The organism is Jeotgalibacillus sp. S-D1 (assembly GCF_004358665.1).
Lineage (GTDB): Bacteria > Bacillota > Bacilli > Bacillales > Jeotgalibacillaceae > Jeotgalibacillus.
In genome coordinates this window covers 1-20672 of record NZ_SMZR01000011.1, presented here as the reverse complement: position 1 = coordinate 20672, position 20672 = coordinate 1, and the positions used below count along the sequence as shown (strand labels likewise).

The following is a 20672-nucleotide window of genomic DNA, read 5'->3' as shown; positions in this document are numbered from 1 at the left end:
TGCTTGCGAGATAGTAGAAGGGGGAAAGCAATCGCATATGGTAAATCCACGAAAAAAAGTAACGACACTTGATAACCAGTATACGGTTAACCAAAATCAATCAGAAGAACGTAAAGCACGGCACAAGAAAAAATTGGTTCGAAGATTATCATTCTTTATTATTTTTGCAGTGGTCATTGGCGGACTGTTGATCTCTTCGATGGTCACAAGAGCGAATGTGCTGGAGGAAAAGAAAGCCGAAAAATCACAGCTTGAAGAGCAGATTGTTCAGCTTGAAACAGAAGAAAAAAAGCTTAACAAAGAAATTGAAAAGTTAAATGATGATGAGTACATAGCCAAATTAGCCAGACGGGATTATTTTTTATCGGATGATGGAGAAATAATTTTTAATATTCCTGAAGAGTAAAAGAAACCGCGTCAAGCCTGGGTAGTTGGGCAAGGAATGATTCATTTGAATAAAATAATCCACAATATAGGAGTGTCGGTATGTTGACACTCTTTTTTTAAATTAGCTATAATGATAAGTAAGGTCTATTTTTTATTTTTCTAAGGAGGATCATTTTTTTTATGTCAATCGAAGTAGGCAGCAAGGTACAAGGTAAAGTTACAGGCATCACTCATTTCGGGGCATTCGTTGAATTACCAGGTGGATCAACAGGACTTGTGCATATCAGTGAAGTTGCGGATAACTATGTCAAGGACATCAACGAACATCTAAAAGTAGGCGACGAAGTGGAAGTGAAGATCTTAAATGTTGAAAAGGATGGCAAAATTGGTTTGTCTATTCGTAAAGCAAAAGATCAACCGCCGCAACAAACTCAACAACGTCCAAGACCTAACCGTGGGAATGATCAACGTGGAGGCGGCCGTGGCAATAACAGCGGCGGCGCACCTGTAGGAAGAGAAACGTTTGAGCAAAAAATGGCTCGCTTCCTTAAAGATAGTGAGGATCGCCTGACATCTCTGAAACGCCATACAGAGTCTAAACGAGGTGGCAGCGGCAGAGGTGCGAAAAAAGGATAATAAGCTGTCCATTCGTATTTAAAGATGGCATCAACAATTGTGATCTGTTAATACAAAGTAATATAGGAAAAAGAAGCTTGGCGCTGAGCCGGCTTCTTTTTTTCGTGTTTTTGCATACGTATGGAAAATAATGATGAATCTTTTTATTCCTGTCTGCCGTATATACATTTAAAGATAAAATATGGAAACTAAAATAGCGCTTCAAAATAAATACGAGTGTAGTATACTGAAAATAATGACAATTAACGGACAAGGAGGAGAAGTGCAGATGGATTTTTTTATGATTATAGGCATAGTGGCGATTACCGGCATTATTACAGATCATCTGCAGACTCAAACAAAAAACAAACGAAAAATTATACAAGAAGAAGTTGAGCTGGAAAAATTAAAGCATGAGAATTATCTTCTTGAAACAGAAAGGCTTCGCCTGGAACTGGACCGGCGCAACGAGGATCAGAGGGGTGAAAACAAGAGGCTGCTGTGAGTAAGCCTTCTGAAATGATATAGACGAATGGAGATGAGCAAGTTGAATCGAGAACAATGGATCCAGCATAGTGTAGATTACCGCTACTGGTTAGAAACGTTAAAGAAAATGGATAATAACGTATTTTTTGCTCCCATAGAGAAAGGAAAATGGTCAATTGCGGCTATTATTTCACATATTCAGGCATGGGATCGTTTTACCAATGAAGAGCGGCTGCCTTATATAGAAAAAGGGGCAAAGCTTGATCGTTTCCCGGAATTTGAGACCTTTAACGAAAAAGCAGAAGAAAAAGCACATAACGGAGCTACTAAGGAAGACATTCTGGATGAGGCCATTCTTGAGCGATCGAATCTGACAGATCATATACGACATAAAACGGAGCAGGAGCTGGATGCTGAATTTATGATAGGAGAGCATGTCTTAACGATCAAATCCTACTTGAAGGATTTTACATGGCATGATGATCACCACAGGGAGCAGATTGATAAAAAACTGGCACAGGATAATGAAGTCTGAGGCATGGAGCGGCTAAGGAGAAAAGATAAAGGGGGGAGTCCGTATGGAAGGAATTATCGCAATCGTCATGGTATTTTCTATCCCGATTATTGCCATCATTACTGTTCATCTTCAAAAGCAGTCGCAATATAAGCAATCGATCATTAAAGATGAACTGGAGCTTGAAAGGCTTAAGCAGGAGAACTTTCTTCTTGAAACTGAAAAGCTCAGAGTTGAATTGAACCACCGAATGGCTGAACCGTCTGATTATAAAAAGATACAATCATAAAAAAACACATCAGCTGATTTAGCTGATGTGTTTTTTATTATGACCCGTACGGGATTCGAACCCGTGTTACCGCCGTGAAAGGGCGGTGTCTTAACCGCTTGACCAACGGGCCGTTATGGTGGCGGCAGAGGGGATCGAACCCCCGACCTCACGGGTATGAACCGTACGCTCTAGCCAGCTGAGCTACGCCGCCATATTAGTCTCATGTAACTTTTCAGATCACCGCAGTGAAATGAAGCACAAGTTATATAATACATAGCAGCCGAAAAAGTGTCAATCTTTTTTTGAAAGATTTTAAGATGGAAGATCTGTCTTTCAAGCCCAAATGAGCAGCGAAAGAAATTAAAATCAGATCATTTTAGTGCAATGCGCATTGTAATCCCTGTCATACCAAGCGTCTTTCTATCGCGCTGAGTCTTATAAGTTTATCATTTCCGGCTCAATAAACTCCTGCTAAAACGGGCAACTTTCAGTATACTCACCGATTTGCTCCGTTAACCCCTTTGTAAACATTTTTTCGTTCCTCGGTTTCCGAGAAAAAATGGGCGTGTTCGACTTGATGATTAAAAATAGAAAGGCGAATGGAAGAAATGATTAACGAAAACGAGCTTATTTCAAAAAAAAGTCGAAATATTTAATGAAAACCGGTCTTCATTTTGACAAACTCTTCTCCCTTCACCCTTCTATAATTACACTCACAACAAACCATTAGGGAGTGGAGTAAATGGCGAATGTGCAAGAGGTTAATTTAGAAATGACAAATTCAATTTCATTGAGTCAAGCAAAGAAGAAAATTCCTCGATGGAAAAACCGTCTTAGTTTGCTCTTTGTAAATTGGATGATTCATAAAGGCGTTCTTCATATTTGTATTAGCGTGCTTTTGGGACGAGCTTTATTTCTATCACAGTTTACTCCGTTTGCCCTGCCGATGTTTGCCGTCATGTTTATGGCAAGCCGCGATAAATCTTTGGTTGTTATGATTGGACTCGTTGCAGGTGCTTCTACTCTGGGCATCTGGCAAGGGGTATACACACTCGGATCCATTGCATTATTTTATCTGGCTGCATTAGCAGTAAAAAATAGGATAAAAACAGATCGTATGATGCTGGCGGGGGTGGTAGGAATTTCCGTCATGATTGCAAGATCGATTTACCTGTCAATCGAACTTCCTGCCAGGTTCAGCTGGGTTGACGGTTTAATGGTTGCGTTTGAAGCGCTGATGGCAGCCATTTTAACGCTTGTATTCCTCCAAGGGATGCAGCTCATAACAAAAGCGAGAAAAAGGACTTATGCACCTGAGGAAATGGTGGCGATTGCCATCGTGGTAGCTTCAATTGCAACCGGTCTGATTGGCTTTACAATTGGAGGTCTCGCACTGGATCATGTCATTACCAGGTATGTGGTGGTGGTCGCAGCTCTTGCAGCAGGGGCAATGGTAGGCTCCACTGTTGGGATTGTTACCGGGCTTATCTTTTGTCTGGCCTCCGTGGCTCATTTGCCAGAGGTCGGGGTACTTGCTGTGGCCGGTCTGATTGGAGGATTGATGAAGAGCGGCAAAACCACCGGTGTCACGATGGGATTAATGATGGCAACGCTTTTAATGGGCCTCTTTATGAACCAGGGGACCTTAATGGAAATGTCATTATATGAATCCGCTTTGGCTGGTGTTGCCTTATTTCTTACGCCTAAGCGCTTTATTTTCGCAATTGCCCGTCATATTCCGGGCTCAGTGGAGCATGATCAGGATCAACAGCAATATGCCAGAAAGGTGCGTGATGTCACTTCTGATAAAGTTCAAAAGTTTTCAGATATGTTTGATACGCTGGCAAAAAGCTTTGAGTCTGCAGAAACGGAGGAAAAAGATGCATATGGATCGCCTGTTTCCCTAGACGAAACCCTGAGCAGAGTCACGGAACAAACCTGCCAAAAATGCTTCAAAAAAGATTATTGCTGGTCGACCCATTTTGATCGAACCTATGACTGGATGAAGGAGCTTGCGACGCCGGAGGACAGCAGGTCGCCTACAGCCTGGGAGAGTTACTGTGTAAAAGCAGAAAATGTTCAGGCCGCTTTTGAAAATGAATACACAGAGCGCGCTGCCCATATTCAGATGAAGAAGCAAATGATGGAGAGCAACCAGTTTGTATCCAATCAGCTCCAGGGGCTGGCGGCTGTCATGAAAGATTTTGCTAATGAGCTTCAGAAAGAAACAGATAAGCATGATAAGCAGGAGGAGGAGATGCTTCAGGCGTTAATTGATTTTGGAATAAATGTTGATAATGTAGACATACACAGTATGGAATACGGGCATATTGATGTAGATATTATGCTTCCGTTTATTGAACAGCATGGAGAATGTGAAAAGCTGATAGCGCCTATGCTGTCATCGATTCTTCAAGAAACAATTGTGGTTCATCAAAAAGTAGAGATACCGTCACCATACGAAGGGATGATGGTCACATTCAGATCTTCAAAAGCATTTAAAGTGGGTATTGGAATCGCTCATGCAGCTCATGGAGGAGGGCTGATCTCTGGGGACAGCTATGCGGCTGTACATTTACATGGGGGGAAATATGCAGTTGCGATTAGTGATGGAATGGGCAATGGAGAAAAAGCGCGGCTTGAAAGCGAAGAGACGATTCAGCTTTTACGCCAGATGCTGCAGGCGGGTATCGAGGAGGAGCTCGCGATCAAATCTGTTAATTCCATTTTGACGGTCAAACGAACCGGTGATATGTATTCGACGGTGGACCTCGCTATGATTGATCTTCAAAATGCAAAAGCGAAGTTTTTAAAGGTTGGCTCGGTGCCTAGTTATATTAAAAGGGGGAGGACGGTAAAAACAATAGAAGCAAGTAATCTGCCAATGGGCTTTTTTAGAGAATTGGATATGGAGGTGCTGGAGGATCAGCTGAAAGCAGGGGATCTGCTCATTATGCTCAGTGACGGAGTGCTGGACGGCCCAAGATTCATAGAAAATCCGGAAATGTGGATTAAACGGCAAATTACAGAACTTAAAACCACAGAACCACAGGAGGTGGCGGATATCTTAATGGAAGCGGCAGTGAGGACATCCGGAGGTGAAATAGAGGATGACATGACCATCATGGCTGTTCAAATTCAGCACGAACTACCGAAATGGGCCGCGATTCCGGCTGTAGTAAGAACGGGATAAAGGACAGGCTGTATAAAATAGTAGGGGGAGCTGCAAAGTATTGATACAATAGAGCCATCATCCCTAAAACCTAGAGGGTTTAGAAAAAGGTGGAGCAGTACATGAAGGAAGTTACCGATAAAATACACGCGTACAGCGATAAGCACAAATTATTTCATAATGGAGAGAAAGTGATCGTTGCGGTTTCAGGGGGACCGGACTCGATGGCTCTTCTCCATTATTTATTACACGAGAAGACCTTGGGGCTGCGAATCGAAGCAGCCCATGTAGACCATATGCTTAGAGGCAAAGAATCTGCTGCAGATCTTGCCTTTGTGAAAAGATACTGTGAAATGTACAAAATTCCCTTCCACGCCGCTTCGATAAATGTAAAAGATAAGATGAGCCATGAGGGCATAGGTTTACAGGAGGCGGCAAGAGAAGTTCGATATACATTCTTTTTACAAACGATGCAACAAACCGGAGCCACAAAACTTGTTCTCGGCCATCATGCCGATGATCAAATTGAAACCGTTCTTTTCCGTTTAACGAGGGGATCAACAATGAAGGGGAGGGCAGGGATTCAACCGAAACGCCCTTTTGGTAAAGGGAATATTGTTCGGCCATTGTTATGCATTTCGAGGAGTGAAATCGAACAATATTGTGAACAACATGGGATTGAAACCCGCACCGACCCGAGTAATTCTAAAGATGATTACACTAGAAATCGATTGCGCCATCATATCATTCCATTATTAAAAAAAGAAAATCCTTCTCTTCATGAGCATATGATCCGCTATACAGAGGAGATGACAGAGGATGAATTATGGCTGGAAAAGGAAGCAACGGGAAAATTAAAGGCATTAACAATTGATAAAAATCATACATTTTTTAAGGTTGACCAAGAAAAATGGCATGCTGAGGCTCCTCCTTTACAAAGAAGAATGATTCATCTAATATTAAATTATCTTTATGCAATAGTACCCACGTCTTTATCTTCTGCCCATACGACGGCGGTCAAAAAGCTGCTGGCTCAAAAGCATCCATCTGGAGAGCTTCATTTGCCGCAGGGTTTACTTGTGACTCGATCGTATTCATCTGTTACTTTCTCCTTTGCCCATTTACATAACAGAAAATTATCCTATAATTTTCAATTGGATATCGGGGAGAAATTAAAACTCCCAAATGGGGGAACGATAACAGTAACAGCGGAGGCTGCAGAAGAACAAAACAGCACTTTTGATTATTGTAAATTCGACGCTGCCGCTGTCCAGTGGCCGTTAACGGTCCGCACAAGGCAGGATGGTGATCGAATTGAACTGTCTGGAATGAATGGTTCAAAGAAAATCAAAAAGCTGTTTATTGACGAAAAGGTGCCTCGTGATCTCAGGGCCTCATGGCCAATTGTCACGGATGCAGCCGGGCGGGTGCTTTGGATTCCGGGCTTACGCATTGCTAAAGGCGTAGAAAAGCCGAAAAACGGAAACCGTGTATTTACGTTAATTTATTATAAGGATCTTTCTAGGGGGACATAGTTCGTGTTGAATCAAGATATTGAAAAGGTATTGTATACCGAAGAGCAGCTTCAGGAAAAAATCAAAGAATTAGGCAGTGAATTAACCGAAGCCTACAAGGACAGCTATCCGCTTGCGATCGGAGTATTAAAAGGGGCACTTCCTTTTATGGCTGACCTGATCAAGCGCATGGATGTTTATTTAGAAATGGATTTCATGGACGTTTCGAGTTATGGAAACTCCACTGTATCTTCAGGCGAAGTGAAAATAATCAAGGATTTAAATACAAAGGTAGAGGGCAGAGATATTCTGATTTTAGAGGATATTATTGATAGCGGCCTGACATTAAGCTATCTGGTCGATCTATTTAAGTATCGAAAAGCAAAATCCATTAAAATCGTAACGCTGCTGGATAAGCCAACTGGCAGAAAAGCAGATATCAAAGCTGATTATGTTGGTTTTATTGTGCCGGATGCTTTTGTTGTCGGTTATGGACTGGATTATGCGGAACGCTACCGAAACCTCCCATATATCGGTATTTTAAAGCCTGAAATTTATTCGGATGCAGAGTGATGAAAAATGCTCACAAAGCATCACTTATAAAGTCTGCAACCATGGGTCTAAATGGTTGTAAAGCTTTATTTCACTGTGATACTATTGTTATTAGTTTCTTTAACCGTGGGAGGAGGTAAGGGATGAACCGCATATTTCGTAATACGATATTTTATTTATTAGTATTCTTGGTAATCATCGGGATTGTTGGTTTGTTTAACAATGGAAACCAGCCAAACCAAGAACTCACATACGGCGAGTTTATTAACTCACTGGAAAATGGGGATGTTACAGAGATTGATATCCAGCCGAACCGCAGTGTATACAACGTTGTGGGCCAATTGGATGGATATAGCGAAGATGAATACTTTGTAACGAACATTCCTTTGGAAAGTTCTGTAATGGAGACCATTGATCAAGTGGCAGCAGAAACAGATACTGCCGTTAATGTATTGGAAGCACCTGAAACGAGCGGATGGGTTACATTTTTAACTACGATCATTCCTTTCGTTATCATTTTCATTTTATTCTTCTTCTTATTGAACCAGGCGCAAGGCGGCGGCGGAGGCCGTGTCATGAACTTTGGGAAAAGTAAAGCTAAGCTTTATACAGAAGAGAAGAAAAAAGTTCGATTTAAAGATGTAGCAGGGGCTGATGAGGAAAAGCAGGAGCTTGTTGAGGTTGTTGACTTCCTTAAAGATCCCCGTAAATTTACAGACGTAGGTGCGCGCATTCCTAAAGGTATCCTTTTAGTAGGACCTCCAGGTACAGGTAAAACATTGCTTGCACGTGCAGCAGCCGGTGAAGCGGGTGTGCCATTCTTCTCCATCTCGGGCTCGGACTTTGTCGAGATGTTTGTTGGTGTCGGTGCATCACGTGTACGTGACCTGTTTGAAAATGCGAAGAAAAACGCCCCATGTATTATCTTTATTGATGAGATCGATGCAGTAGGTCGTCAGCGTGGAGCAGGACTGGGCGGAGGTCACGATGAGCGTGAACAAACCCTGAATCAGCTTCTTGTTGAAATGGATGGTTTTGCAGGGAACGAAGGCATCATTATGATTGCTGCAACAAACCGCCCTGATATTCTTGATCCTGCATTGCTTCGTCCTGGCCGTTTTGACCGCCAGATTACGGTTGACCGTCCGGATGTTACCGGTCGAGAAGCTGTATTAAAAGTGCATGCGAGAAACAAACCTTTAGCGGAAAATATTGATTTAAAAGCGATATCTCAGCGTACACCAGGATTTTCAGGTGCTGACCTTGAAAACCTGTTGAATGAAGCCGCTCTAGTGGCTGCGCGTCGTGATAAAAAAATGATCGACATGAGCGATATCGATGAAGCAACGGATCGTGTTATTGCCGGTCCTGCGAAAAAAAGCCGTGTCATTTCGCAAAAAGAACGAAAAATCGTCGCTTTCCACGAATCTGGGCACACCGTCATTGGTGTTGTTTTAGATGAGGCGGATATGGTTCATAAAGTGACAATCGTTCCAAGGGGCCAGGCTGGCGGTTATGCAGTCATGCTTCCTAAGGAAGATCGTTACTTTATGACGAGACCTGAACTTCTGGACAAAATCACTGGCTTGCTTGGCGGTCGTGTGGCGGAAGATATTATTTTTGGTGAAGCTTCGACAGGCGCCTCAAATGACTTCCAGCGTGCGACAGGAATTGCGCGCCGAATGGTTACGGAGTTTGGTATGAGTGAAAAGCTGGGTACACTTCAATTTGGTCAGTCGCAAGGACAGGTATTCCTTGGTCGTGATTTCAATAGTGAACAAAATTACTCAGACCGTATCGCGTACGAAATCGATATTGAAATTCAATCAATAATTAAAGAGTGTTATGAGCGTGCAAAAACGATTCTTACAGAAAACCGTGACAAGCTTGAGCTAATTGCTGAAACACTGTTGGAAGTAGAAACCCTTGATGCGGCTCAAATTAAGCACTTGGTTGATCACGGAACATTACCGGAACGTGATTATGGTAACGACGATGACACGAAAAAGGATCCTGCGATCATTGACGCTGAGGAATCTGATGTGGTTGAATCGGTTGAAGTAGATTCGACATCAAAATCATCAGAGGAATTGCTGAAGGAATCAAAAGAATCCAAAGAGTCATCGGATGTAAGCAAAGATGAACCGCCTAAGAAATTCGGACCATCGGGAAGCAATAAAAAAGAAGAGTAATTCTGAAAAAAGGCGCCGTCTAACGGCGTCTTTTTCGTTTATTTAACAGCATTCGCATTTGTTTTCCCTCAGCGCCTTCCAAAATCCATCTTTTGTTTCGGTTCTGTGCAATAGATTTTGTAAGAAATTATGTTATGATATTCGCAGTATGAATAATTCTTTAGGAATGGTGAATAACATGATATTTGTTTTGGATGTTGGGAATACAAACACAGTTCTGGGTGTATATGAAAATGATAAGTTGAATTTTCATTGGCGTATTGAAACCAACCGTCATAAGACTGAAGATGAGTACGGTATGCTTGTGAAGAATTTATTTGAACACGTAGGCCTTGCCTTTGATCAATTTGATGGAATCATTATTTCCTCCGTGGTTCCGCCTATTATGTTCCCATTGGAGAGAATGTGCCAGAAATACTTTAATCTAAAGCCGCTCGTTGTCGGACCAGGTATGAAAACGGGGCTGAATATAAAATATGATAATCCTAAAGAAGTCGGTGCTGACCGAATTGTAAATGCAGTGGCGGGGATCCAGGATCACGGCGGATCATTGATCATTGTAGATTTTGGAACAGCGACCACCTATTGTTATATAAATGAACATCGTCAGTATATGGGCGGTGTTATAGCGCCAGGGATAGGCATTTCTACAGAAGCTCTTTACTCCAAAGCAGCAAAGCTTCCCCGTATTGAAATTGCCCGTCCGGAACATGTTATAGGAAAAAGCACTGTAACCGCCATGCAGGCGGGCATTGTCTATGGCTATGTGGGCCAGGTGGAGGGAATTGTTTCCCGAATGAAAAAGGAAGCAAATGAACCTGTAAAGGTTATCGCCACAGGAGGTTTAGCTTCCCTCATTTCCAGGGAGTCAGACATCATTGATTGTGTAGATTCTTTTCTCACCCTGAAAGGACTGCAGCTTATTTATAAACGGAATATGGAAGATCGAAAGGAGAATGCGCAATGAAGGATTATATGGTGCGTGCCCTCGCATACGACGGGCAAATTCGTGCGTATGCAGCCAATACAACGGCAACAGTTCAAGAAGCACAGCGACGCCACTACACCTGGCCGACAGCATCAGCTGCATTAGGCAGAACAATGACTGCAGGCGTAATGATGGGTGCCATGCTAAAAGGGGACAATAACCTGACAGTTAAAGTCGAAGGGAATGGTCCGATTGGATTAATTTTAGTCGACAGCAATGCTAATGGAGAGGTGAGAGGATATGTTACAAACCCTCAAACCCACCTTGATTTAAATGAACAGGGAAAACTTGACGTCAGAGGAGCAGTTGGAACAGAGGGTTCACTCACGATCGTTAAAGATCTTGGCATGCGTGAAAATTTCACAGGACAGGTTCCTCTTGTTTCAGGGGAGCTTGGAGAGGATTTTACGTACTACTTTGCTACTTCTGAGCAAGTGCCGTCTTCTGTAGGAGTGGGAGTACTAGTAAATCCTGATAACAGCATCCTGGCAGCTGGAGGATTTATTATTCAATTAATGCCGGGTGCAGATGATGCTACTATTGAATCGATTGAAAGACGCTTAAAACTGATTCCTCCTATTTCGAAATTGATTCAACAGGGGCTGTCTCCTGAAAAGATTTTGGAAGCGGTGCTGGGAGAAGGAAAAGTGAAGGTTCTGGATTCACTTCCGGTGTCATTTAAATGCAAATGCTCAAAAGAAAGATTTGGAGCAGCAATTATTAGCCTGGGTTCAACTGAAATACAAGAGATGATTGACGAAGACGGTCAAGCGGAAGCGCAATGTCACTTCTGCCATGAAACGTATCACTTTGATCAACAAGAATTGGAAAGCTTTTTGCAAGAGGCCAAGTAAATAAAGATGATAACAGAAAAAAAACGTCTGAAAGCGAAGCCCCTCGTCTATATTATTGGATTTTTACTCATTACTAACCTTTTCACTCTGATTGCCTGGATTGTAAAAGATGGAAATCAGACATCATCGGAAGTCGTAGCAACGGTAGGAGATGAAGACATTTCCCGCCAGGACTGGCTTCATGCAATTGAACTGCGTTATGGCAAGGAAGTGCTGCAGCAGCTGGTCAACCAGAGTGTTATGGAACAATCAGCTGATAAGTATGATATATCAGTCTCTGATCAAGAGCTGGAGCAGGAATTTTCCATGCTGCGTTCTGTGTTAAATGTGTATGATCAAGCCTCTATGCCGAATGAAGAGGTACTAAAGGAACAGCTGAGAACTGAAATTATCCTTGAAAAACTAATTACAAGCGAAGTCGAAATTTCCGAGGAAGAACTTCAAACCTTTTACGAAGAAAACTCCTCACTTTATTCCATTCCTGCTATGTATCGTTTATCCCAAATCGTGGTCTCTACAGAAGCTGAGGCTAATCAGGTAATGGAAGAGCTAGATAACGATTCCTCTTTTGAAGCATTGGCAAGGGAGCGTTCCGTAGATGAAACCACGGCGAGTCAGGGAGGACTGCTTGGATATGTGCCAGAAAACTCCACATCCGTGGATGAACAGGTGGTGGAGGCTGCAAATGGATTAAGTGCTGGAGAGTGGTCAGATCCTATCGCTGTCGAAGATGGGTTTACGATTATATTCCTGCACGAAACAACTGATGGAGTGGAATTCAGCTTTGAAGAAGTGAAAGGACGAATTGAAAGACAGTTGGCTATCGAACAGCTTAATGTGCCGGTTACGGCAGAGTCATTTTGGGAGGAATTCCCTATATCCTGGTTTTATGGAGAAACTGAATAACTGATAGAGACACTGGCGAAAAAGCAACGGTGTCTCTTTTTTATAAATAGGAAAAAAGCCAATAAATTAAATTCAACATTTTAGTGCATAGTAGTTGCTATCTTTCTGTAAAGTTGGTAAATTTGGTACATGACATAAAACCGATAATATCACTAGGGATTGGGAGTGGAAAAATGGTACGTATTGCAAATAACATTTCAGAATTGGTAGGTCAAACACCTATCGTAAAATTGAACAGACTGACAGACGGAGATTCAGCAGAGGTCTATCTAAAGCTTGAGTATATGAATCCGGGCAGCAGTGTTAAAGACCGCATTGCGCTTGCCATGATCGAAGCGGCTGAAGAAAGCGGCTCTCTTAAAGAAGGAGATACTATTATCGAACCGACCAGCGGGAACACTGGAATCGGTCTTGCAATGATTGCAGCTGCAAAAGGGTACCGTTCAGTCCTTGTTATGCCAGAGACGATGAGTATGGAACGACGCAATCTGCTCCGCGCTTATGGTGCTGAACTTGTATTGACCCCTGGTCCTGAAGGAATGAAGGGCGCCATTGCTAAAGCAGAGGAAATTTCAAATGAAAAAGGGTACTTTATGCCTCAGCAGTTTAAAAATGAAGCAAACCCGGAGGTTCACCGACGTACAACAGGAAAAGAAATTGTTGAACAGATGGGTGATCAGCTGGACGCCTTTGTTTCAGGTATTGGAACAGGAGGCACGATTACAGGTGCCGGAGAGGTAATTCGCGAAAAATATAATGATGTAAAAATTTATGCTGTGGAACCAACTGACTCACCTATTTTATCTGGGGGCAAGCCGGGTCCTCACAAGATTCAAGGGATCGGCGCTGGCTTTATTCCTGATATTTTAAATACAAAGATTTATGACGGTGTTATACAGGTTACAAATGAGCAATCCTTTGAAACAGCCCGTAAAGCTGCAAAGGAAGAAGGTATTTTAGGAGGGATTTCTTCCGGTGCCGCGATCTTTGCTGCCTTGAAGGTGGCTAAAGAGCTTGGGAAAGGTAAAAAAGTGCTCGCTGTTATCCCAAGTAACGGAGAACGCTACCTCAGCACCCCGCTTTATCAATTTGAAGACTAAACAAACCGGCAGGCTCTCCAAAAGAGAGCCTGCTTTTTTGCGCTTAAATTATTCCAGATATTTTACCGATGAATCAATCGGATGGTTCGTGTATGATGAAAGATAATAACACTAACCTGGGAGTGACATCACGATGAGCCGCTACACAATATCCTATCGAACCCTTAAAACGACGCATGAAGAATTTTTTCATACGTATACAAAGCTCACAGCGCATGAGAACCGCCATGTTTTTTTAGAGAGCGGCCGGGGCGGTCGTTACAGCATAGCCGGCATTCGCCCATTCGCCTGGGCGACGGGAAAACAAGATACATTAACTGTCCATGAAAATGGAAGTGAACGCACGTTTAAAGGAGACCCGCTGCGTGAACTAATCGAGTGGATGCAGTCCTTTAAAAATGATCCGATCCCTGATCTTCCAGATTTCCAAGGGGGTGCAATCGGCTATATCAGCTATGATTATGTTCGCTCAATTGAAGGACTTGAAACCCTTGCGGAGGACGATCACGGACTTCCCGATATTTGTTTTATGCTATTTGATCAGTGGCTTGTTTTTGACCAGCAGACAGGCCTTCTTTATTTTATGATGCTGCACGATGATGAAATAGGTCGGACGCTGGATAAATGGGTCGAATCGTGGGAGCAATTTCAACAGCACGATGATGATGAAGCCTTATCTTCAGCCAATCCTTTGCATGCGGCGGATGATATGGCATTCTCAATGGATGAGCAGGAATTCAGCCTGGCTGCAGAAGCGATCAGGGCTTATATTGCACAAGGTGATGTGTTCCAGGTGAATCTGTCTGTCCGTCAATCAAATTCGCTTCGAACCAGTCCGCTTTCCATCTATAAGGAGCTGCGTGCATTCAATCCCTCTCCGTATATGTCCTATATGCATTGGCCTGATGCACAGATTGTATCGGCTTCTCCCGAGCTTTTGGTTAAAAAAGCCGGTTCGGAATTAAGTACAAGACCGATTGCCGGGACACGCTCAAGAGGAAAAGATGAAAGTGAAGATCAAATGCTTGCGGATGAATTGATTCACAACGAAAAGGAACGGGCCGAGCATGTCATGCTGGTGGATCTTGAACGAAATGATCTTGGCAGAGTATGTAAATATGGCACAGTAGAAGTAAATGAATTTATGGTAATCGAAAAATATTCCCATGTTATGCATATTGTGTCGAATGTGCGGGGCCAGCTTGACACAGGAAATAATGAAGCGGATGTAATCCGGGCGGTATTTCCGGGCGGAACGATTACGGGAGCACCGAAAGTACGAACGATGGAAATTATTGAAGAGCTGGAACCCGTAAGAAGAGGATTGTATACAGGGTCGATTGGCTGGATAGGCTTTAATGGAGACATGGAATTAAATATCGTTATCCGTACAATGCTGGTACAGGATGGTGTGGGGCATGTGCAGGCGGGCGCAGGAGTAGTTATTGATTCCCACCCTGATCGTGAATATAAAGAATCGCTTAAAAAAGCCAGGGCACTATGGCATGCAAAAGATTTAGCGGAAGGCAGGGAGGCAAGACCATGATCTTGATGATCGATAACTACGATTCCTTTACGTATAATTTAGTTCAGTTTCTTGGTGAATTGGGTGAAGAGCTTGTCGTCCGCCGGAACGATGAAATAACAATTGAAGAAATCGCTCATATGAACCCTAAATACTTAATGATCTCACCGGGACCGTGCAGCCCGAATGAAGCAGGCATCAGTCTTAAAGCTATTAAGGCGTTTGCCGGTGTCATCCCCATTTTTGGGGTTTGTTTAGGACACCAGTCCATTGCTCAGGTGTTTGGCGGAAATGTTGTCCGCGCAAGTCGGTTAATGCACGGGAAAACTTCGCTGATTTACCATGATGGGCAGACGGTTTATGAACAACTGCCAAATCCTTTTACAGCTACACGCTATCACTCACTCATTGTAGAAAAAGAAAGCGTGCCGGAGGAGTTAATGGTTACATCGTGGACAGACCAGGGGGAAATCATGGGCCTAAGACATCGCGAGCTGGCAATAGAAGGAGTGCAATACCATCCTGAATCCATTATGACAGAACAAGGCAAGTTGTTATTGCGCAACTTTCTTGAAACTTATCGATCGTTCAGCCCGGAGGTGGATGTCCGGTGAAAATATGGATAAATGGCTCGATCCTGTCCGCTGAGGAAGCAAAGATTTCTCCCTTCGATCATGGGTATCTCTATGGACTGGGGGTTTTTGAGACCTTTCGGACGTATGGGGGCCACCCTTTCTTACTTGGGGACCATCTGGATCGCCTGAATGAAGCATTAAAAGAAATGGGGATTAACTATTCATTGGGGGAAAGTGAAGCGGCAGGCATCGTTCAAAAATTACAGCAGGCAAACGGGGGTTCGGATGGCTATTACCGTTTAAATGTATCTGCGGGGATACGGGATGTGGGGCTTTTTCCCGAACCGTACGATAATCCTGTTGTTATGCTTATACAAAAAGAACTTCCGCCGCAGAATACTGGCGGCAAAGCCGGTCAATGGCTCTCTATCCCAAGAAATACCCCGGAAACAAAAATACGATTAAAATCCCATCACTACCTTAATAATATAGCGGCAAGACGGGAAGTAACGAAGGCTGCAACGGAAGGTATTTTTTTAACGGCTGATGGGTTTGTAGCCGAAGGAGTCTCTTCCAATATTTTTTGGATAGAGAAGCGTACTCTATACACTCCGGCATTATCCACTGGCATATTACCGGGGGTTACGAGGAAAATGGTGCTCGCCCTTGCCGGGGAATCGGACCTTCATGTGTCGATAGGTAATTTTAAAAAAGAAGCGGTGCTTCAGGCTGAAGAAGTATTTATCACCAACTCGATTCAGGAGATCGTTCCGATTCATTCAATTGAAGATACCCATTTTTCCGGCACCGAAGGAAAGTGGACCAGGCACTTACTGCAAAAATACCAGCAATCAACACGGTCTCTAATGCGTATAGAAGACCGGTAAGATCGATGGATGAAAGAGGGGACAAGCAATGACTATACTGCATTGCGGAAACAAACAGCTAAATTTACATAAAAAAACAATGATTATGGGTATCCTGAATGTAACCCCGGATTCCTTTTCTGATGGCGGTCAGTTTGATCAGAGGGAAAAAGCGGTTGCCAGAGTAAAGGAAATGATCGCCCAAGGAGCTGATATTATTGATATCGGTGGAGAATCGACCAGACCCGGACATCAGCCGGTCTCTGAGGAAGAAGAAATCTCCCGCGTTATCCCCGTTATTGAAGCAATTATGGCGGAGGTTGACGTGCCGATTTCCATTGATACATATAAAGCTTCTACCGCAAAAGCTGCAATAGAGGCAGGGGCGTCCATTATCAATGATGTCTGGGGTGCAAAGCGGGAGCCGGAGATCGCGAAAGTAGCTGCAGAAAAAAACGTACCGATCATTCTGATGCATAACCGGAAAAACCGCCAATACACCTCTTTTATTGAGGAAGCATGGAATGATCTACGGGAGAGCATCGCCATTGCAAAAGAAGCGGGCGTTTCAAACGGCCAAATTATTTTAGATCCGGGCATCGGTTTTGTAAAATCACAAAAGCAAAATATTGAAATGATGAGAAATCTCGACCATCTGGTTAACCTTGGTTATCCTGTATTACTGGCAACTTCACGCAAATCAATGATTGGCAATGTACTCGATCTCCCAGCTTCTGAACGGATGGAGGGTACGGGTGCTACAATATGCTACGGCATCCAAAAAGGCTGTCATATTGTACGGGTCCACGACGTAAAAGAAATGGCCAGAATGGCAAAAATGATGGATGCATTAGTAGGGAAAGGTGAGTCAATTGGATAAAATCAAAGTAAATAACATGGAGTTTTACGGATATCACGGTGTTTTTAAAGAGGAAAACAAGCTTGGGCAGCGATTTCGGGTCAATGCGCTGCTGGAACTTGATTTATCCCAATCAGCTCAATCAGACAATGTGGAGGATTCCATCAATTATGCTGATGTTTACCAGCTGTGCAAAGAAATTGTGGAGGGAGAGCCGTGTAACCTTGTAGAAGCGGTGGCGGAAAAAATTGCTTCCGGGATGCTGGAACAATTCGAAAAGCTTCAGCAATGTACGATTGAAGTTGTGAAACCGGATCCGCCTATTCCGGGTCATTACAATTCTGTAGCAATTGAAATCACCAGAGGCCGTGATTAGATGATGACAACAGCATACTTATCGCTTGGTTCAAATGTAGGCGACTCTTACGACAATTTACAACAGGCAGTCAGGCTTTTGCATGAGCTGGAAGGAACACAAATAACCCGTGTTTCTTCTATCTATGAAACAGACCCGGTAGGTGTTACGGATCAGCCTGCTTTTTTAAATATTGCAGTAGAAGCAGAAACAGCTAAATCTGCAAAGGATTTATTAGCAGCCTGTCTGGATATCGAGGCAGGGTTGGGCCGGAAAAGAGGCATCAGGTGGGGGCCTCGCATCATTGACCTTGACATTTTATTATACGATGATGACATTATGGAATCAGACACGCTCATGATCCCCCATCCCAGAATGCATGAACGTAGCTTTGTTCTGATTCCTCTATTGGAGATAAACCCCGGCCTTCATCACCCATCCCTTGAAATACCATTTTCAGTAATTCAGGAGGAATTAGGTGATCGTGAAGGTGTAAGGTTATGGAAAAAGAACCCGGGACAACAATTGAATAATTTTTTTGACTTATAATTTGCATTATGGCCTATTAATCTATAAGATGCCATGTTCTGAAGGTTGCACTGTGTGGAGCGGGAGCTCACTGGCTGCTTGACCCGGTTGAAATTTGCTAGCTGGTATCTGCCCGTATAGAATCGTTGTATCATAAGAAAGCTGTCGATATTTCCATCGGCAGTTTTTTCATTTGATGCAATACAGCAATCCCCTGTTTAAGGATATTCACGAGCTGAAACAGACTTTAGGGGTGTACCCAATCTTTATATTGTGTAAAATAGACAAGTATAGTTGTGTATCCGGTCTAAGACCTTGATCTATATAAAAATGTAAATGAGGAGTGAACGGCAATGAGTCATGAGGAATTAAATGACCAGTTTCGCGTACGCCGCGAGAAAATGGAATCAATCCGTGAAAAAGGAAATGATCCGTTTGGCAAACGGTTCGACCGCTCGCACGGATCAAGTGATATTAAAGCTCAATTCAGTGAGCATACAAAAGAAGAGCTGGATGAAACACCTGTAACCGTTTCTGCAGCTGGCCGTATTATGACAAAACGCGGCAAAGGGAAAGCTGGATTTGCCCATATACAGGACCTGCAAGGTCAAATTCAGTTATATGTCCGGAAAGATGCGATTGGCGATGAAGCATATGAGCTATTTAACACGTCGGATCTTGGCGATATTGTTGGGGTTAATGGAACTGTTTTCAAAACGAAAGTGGGAGAGTTGTCGATTAAAGTAACCAGCTTTGAGCTGCTTTCAAAATCACTGCGCCCCCTTCCTGAAAAATTCCATGGTTTAAAAGATGTAGAACAGCGTTACCGTCAACGCTACCTGGACTTGATTACAAGTGAAGAAAGCAAAAATACTTTTATCACACGCAGCCGGATCATCCAGGCGATGCGCCGTTACTTAGACGATAATGGCTATTTAGAGGTGGAAACGCCACTTCTTCATTCAATTGCAGGCGGAGCAGCTGCCCGTCCGTTCATTACCCATCATAATACACTTGATATGCAGCTTTATCTTCGCATTGCCATTGAGCTTCACTTGAAGCGATTAATTGTTGGCGGGCTGGAAAAGGTATATGAAATTGGCCGGGTATTCCGTAATGAAGGAATCTCAACACGACATAACCCTGAATTTACAATGATCGAGCTGTATGAAGCCTATGCAGATTACCAGGACATCATGGATCTTACTGAAAACCTGGTGGCCCATGTTGCTAAAGAAGTTCTTGGTACGACCGTGGTTCCTTATGGAGGACATGAAGTAGATCTTACTCCTAAGTGGGCACGTGTCCATATGGTGGATGCTATCAAAGAAGTAACTGGTGTAGATTTCTGGAAAGAAATGTCGAATGAGGAAGCTCATGCTTTAGCAAAAGAACACGGCATCGAGGTAAAAGATTCTATGGAGTATGGCCATATTGTCAATGAGTTCTTTGAGCAAAAGGTAGAAGAAACGCTTGTTCAGCCAACATTCATATACGGGCATCCGGTGGATATTTCACCACTTGCGAAGAAAAATCCTGAAGACCAGCGCTTTACGGATCGCTTTGAGCTATTCATTGTCGGCAGGGAGTATGCAAATGCATTTACTGAATTGAATGACCCGATTGATCAGCGAGAGCGGTTTGAATCTCAGCTTGCTGAGAAAGCAGCCGGCAATGATGAAGCGCACGAAATGGACGATGACTTTGTTGAAGCCCTGGAATATGGAATGCCGCCTACAGGTGGATTAGGAATTGGAGTGGATCGCCTTGTGATGCTGCTTACGAATTCTCCATCCATTCGCGATGTTCTGCTGTTTCCGCTGATGCGCCACCGCGACTAGTATATTAAGCTGTTGTCTTTTATTACTTGATGTGGCGAAAGTCATGCTTATAGTAGTTGAGCTGCCTTGAATAAAGGCAGCTCTTTCTATTATTTAAGCTCTGTTAAAACTGGTTATAGATATTTGCGCGCCTTTTTGCAGAAATCAACAGCCACAATTAACAAAACTATTATTAAAAATGAAAATGTGTAAAAAAGATTAATAGTAACAGTTAAAGACCGGACTAATAAGGAAAGAAAACATAACTTAAGAACCCCTGACTTTAAAGGAATTAACGGAATGTAATCATGGGTTTAATGGGTTTGTTAAATTAAATCAATTTATTTTAAAGAAAACTATTGTCACAGGGTTTATAGCGTGTTATATTATTATTCGTTGCTAAGGAAAACAACGCGCACGAAAAACAATTTAAAAAAAGTTGTTGACATCAACATTTAAAAAATGTTATGATGATCTAGTCGCTTGAGAGAGCAACACACAAACGAAACACCTTGAACCTTGAAAACTAAACAACCAAAAACGTCAACGTTAATACAAGTTTTAAATGAAACAAATGAGCTTTATCAAACACT

20 protein-coding genes and 2 tRNA genes are annotated in these 20672 nt (G+C 42.9%); 20 read left to right on the top strand and 2 right to left on the bottom strand.

Annotated features, from left to right (window positions below):
- Window positions 1-37: 37 nt before the first annotated feature.
- The 5 genes from E2R51_RS18570 to E2R51_RS18550 all read left to right on the top strand — a co-directional run bounded on the left by E2R51_RS18570 (window position 38) and on the right by E2R51_RS18550 (window position 2291).
- Window positions 38-406: an FtsB family cell division protein gene (locus E2R51_RS18570; RefSeq protein WP_133378575.1), complete on the top strand. Its 369-nt coding sequence runs from the start codon at window positions 38-40 to the stop codon at window positions 404-406.
- Between the two features lie 161 nt (window positions 407-567).
- Complete coding sequence (locus E2R51_RS18565) at window positions 568-1023, top strand: S1 domain-containing RNA-binding protein (RefSeq protein WP_133378574.1); 456 nt, start codon at window positions 568-570, stop codon at window positions 1021-1023.
- 268 nt (window positions 1024-1291) lie between these two features.
- Entirely contained in the window at window positions 1292-1507 is a 216-nt protein-coding gene (locus E2R51_RS18560; protein ID WP_133378573.1) for a hypothetical protein, read from the top strand.
- A gap of 42 nt (window positions 1508-1549) precedes the next feature.
- A complete protein-coding gene (locus tag E2R51_RS18555; protein WP_165967275.1) occupies window positions 1550-2023 on the top strand; it encodes a DinB family protein in 474 nt (157 codons plus the stop codon).
- 43 nt (window positions 2024-2066) lie between these two features.
- On the top strand, window positions 2067-2291 hold the full coding sequence (locus E2R51_RS18550; RefSeq protein ID WP_133378571.1) for a hypothetical protein: 225 nt from the start codon (window positions 2067-2069) through the stop codon (window positions 2289-2291).
- Window positions 2292-2331: 40 nt separating this feature from the next.
- On the opposite strand, the gene E2R51_RS18545 is transcribed toward E2R51_RS18550, so the two are convergent.
- Together E2R51_RS18545 and E2R51_RS18540 are read right to left on the bottom strand one after the other, a co-directional pair.
- Window positions 2332-2403: transfer RNA gene (locus tag E2R51_RS18545), tRNA-Glu, on the bottom strand.
- Between the two features lie 4 nt (window positions 2404-2407).
- Window positions 2408-2484: transfer RNA gene (locus tag E2R51_RS18540), tRNA-Met, on the bottom strand.
- A 531-nt stretch (window positions 2485-3015) separates the two neighbouring features.
- On the opposite strand from E2R51_RS18540, the gene spoIIE reads away from it, so the two are divergent.
- From spoIIE to lysS, 15 genes are all read left to right on the top strand, one after another.
- Entirely contained in the window at window positions 3016-5466 is a 2451-nt protein-coding gene (gene spoIIE, locus E2R51_RS18535; protein WP_133378570.1) for a stage II sporulation protein E, read from the top strand.
- 101 nt (window positions 5467-5567) lie between these two features.
- Window positions 5568-6980, top strand: a complete 1413-nt coding sequence (gene tilS, locus E2R51_RS18530) for a tRNA lysidine(34) synthetase TilS (protein WP_133378569.1) — start codon at window positions 5568-5570, stop codon at window positions 6978-6980.
- Between the two features lie 6 nt (window positions 6981-6986).
- On the top strand, window positions 6987-7532 hold the full coding sequence (gene hpt / locus E2R51_RS18525; protein WP_133378611.1) for a hypoxanthine phosphoribosyltransferase: 546 nt from the start codon (window positions 6987-6989) through the stop codon (window positions 7530-7532).
- 122 nt (window positions 7533-7654) lie between these two features.
- A complete protein-coding gene (gene ftsH, locus E2R51_RS18520) occupies window positions 7655-9703 on the top strand; it encodes an ATP-dependent zinc metalloprotease FtsH (protein WP_133378568.1) in 2049 nt (682 codons plus the stop codon).
- A gap of 178 nt (window positions 9704-9881) precedes the next feature.
- Window positions 9882-10670 carry a type III pantothenate kinase gene (locus E2R51_RS18515; protein WP_133378610.1) on the top strand — a complete coding sequence of 263 codons (789 nt, stop codon included), beginning with the start codon at window positions 9882-9884 and terminating at the stop codon, window positions 10668-10670.
- Entirely contained in the window at window positions 10667-11545 is an 879-nt protein-coding gene (gene hslO, locus E2R51_RS18510) for an Hsp33 family molecular chaperone HslO (protein ID WP_133378567.1), read from the top strand. The genes E2R51_RS18515 and hslO overlap by 4 nt, the downstream gene beginning before the upstream one ends.
- Window positions 11546-11551: 6 nt before the next feature.
- Window positions 11552-12451, top strand: coding sequence for a peptidyl-prolyl cis-trans isomerase (locus tag E2R51_RS18505; RefSeq protein WP_133378566.1), 900 nt, complete (start codon window positions 11552-11554; stop codon window positions 12449-12451).
- A 173-nt stretch (window positions 12452-12624) separates the two neighbouring features.
- Window positions 12625-13551 (top strand): cysteine synthase A, encoded by a 927-nt coding sequence (gene cysK, locus E2R51_RS18500; protein WP_133378565.1) that lies wholly within the window; start codon window positions 12625-12627, stop codon window positions 13549-13551.
- Between the two features lie 133 nt (window positions 13552-13684).
- A complete protein-coding gene (locus E2R51_RS18495) occupies window positions 13685-15097 on the top strand; it encodes an anthranilate synthase component I family protein (protein WP_133378564.1) in 1413 nt (470 codons plus the stop codon).
- Window positions 15094-15690, top strand: coding sequence for an aminodeoxychorismate/anthranilate synthase component II (gene pabA, locus E2R51_RS18490; RefSeq protein WP_133378563.1), 597 nt, complete (start codon window positions 15094-15096; stop codon window positions 15688-15690). The genes E2R51_RS18495 and pabA overlap by 4 nt, the downstream gene beginning before the upstream one ends.
- Complete coding sequence (pabC, locus tag E2R51_RS18485) at window positions 15687-16538, top strand: aminodeoxychorismate lyase (protein ID WP_133378562.1); 852 nt, start codon at window positions 15687-15689, stop codon at window positions 16536-16538. The genes pabA and pabC overlap by 4 nt, the downstream gene beginning before the upstream one ends.
- Before the next feature lie 28 nt (window positions 16539-16566).
- Entirely contained in the window at window positions 16567-17397 is an 831-nt protein-coding gene (gene folP, locus E2R51_RS18480) for a dihydropteroate synthase (protein WP_133378561.1), read from the top strand.
- A complete protein-coding gene (folB, locus tag E2R51_RS18475; RefSeq protein WP_133378560.1) occupies window positions 17390-17752 on the top strand; it encodes a dihydroneopterin aldolase in 363 nt (120 codons plus the stop codon). Before folP ends, folB begins: the two co-directional genes overlap by 8 nt.
- A complete protein-coding gene (gene folK / locus E2R51_RS18470) occupies window positions 17753-18280 on the top strand; it encodes a 2-amino-4-hydroxy-6-hydroxymethyldihydropteridine diphosphokinase (protein ID WP_133378559.1) in 528 nt (175 codons plus the stop codon). It begins immediately after the preceding gene.
- Window positions 18281-18612: 332 nt separating this feature from the next.
- Complete coding sequence (gene lysS / locus E2R51_RS18465; protein ID WP_133378558.1) at window positions 18613-20100, top strand: lysine--tRNA ligase; 1488 nt, start codon at window positions 18613-18615, stop codon at window positions 20098-20100.
- The last annotated feature ends 572 nt before the right edge of the window (window positions 20101-20672 follow it).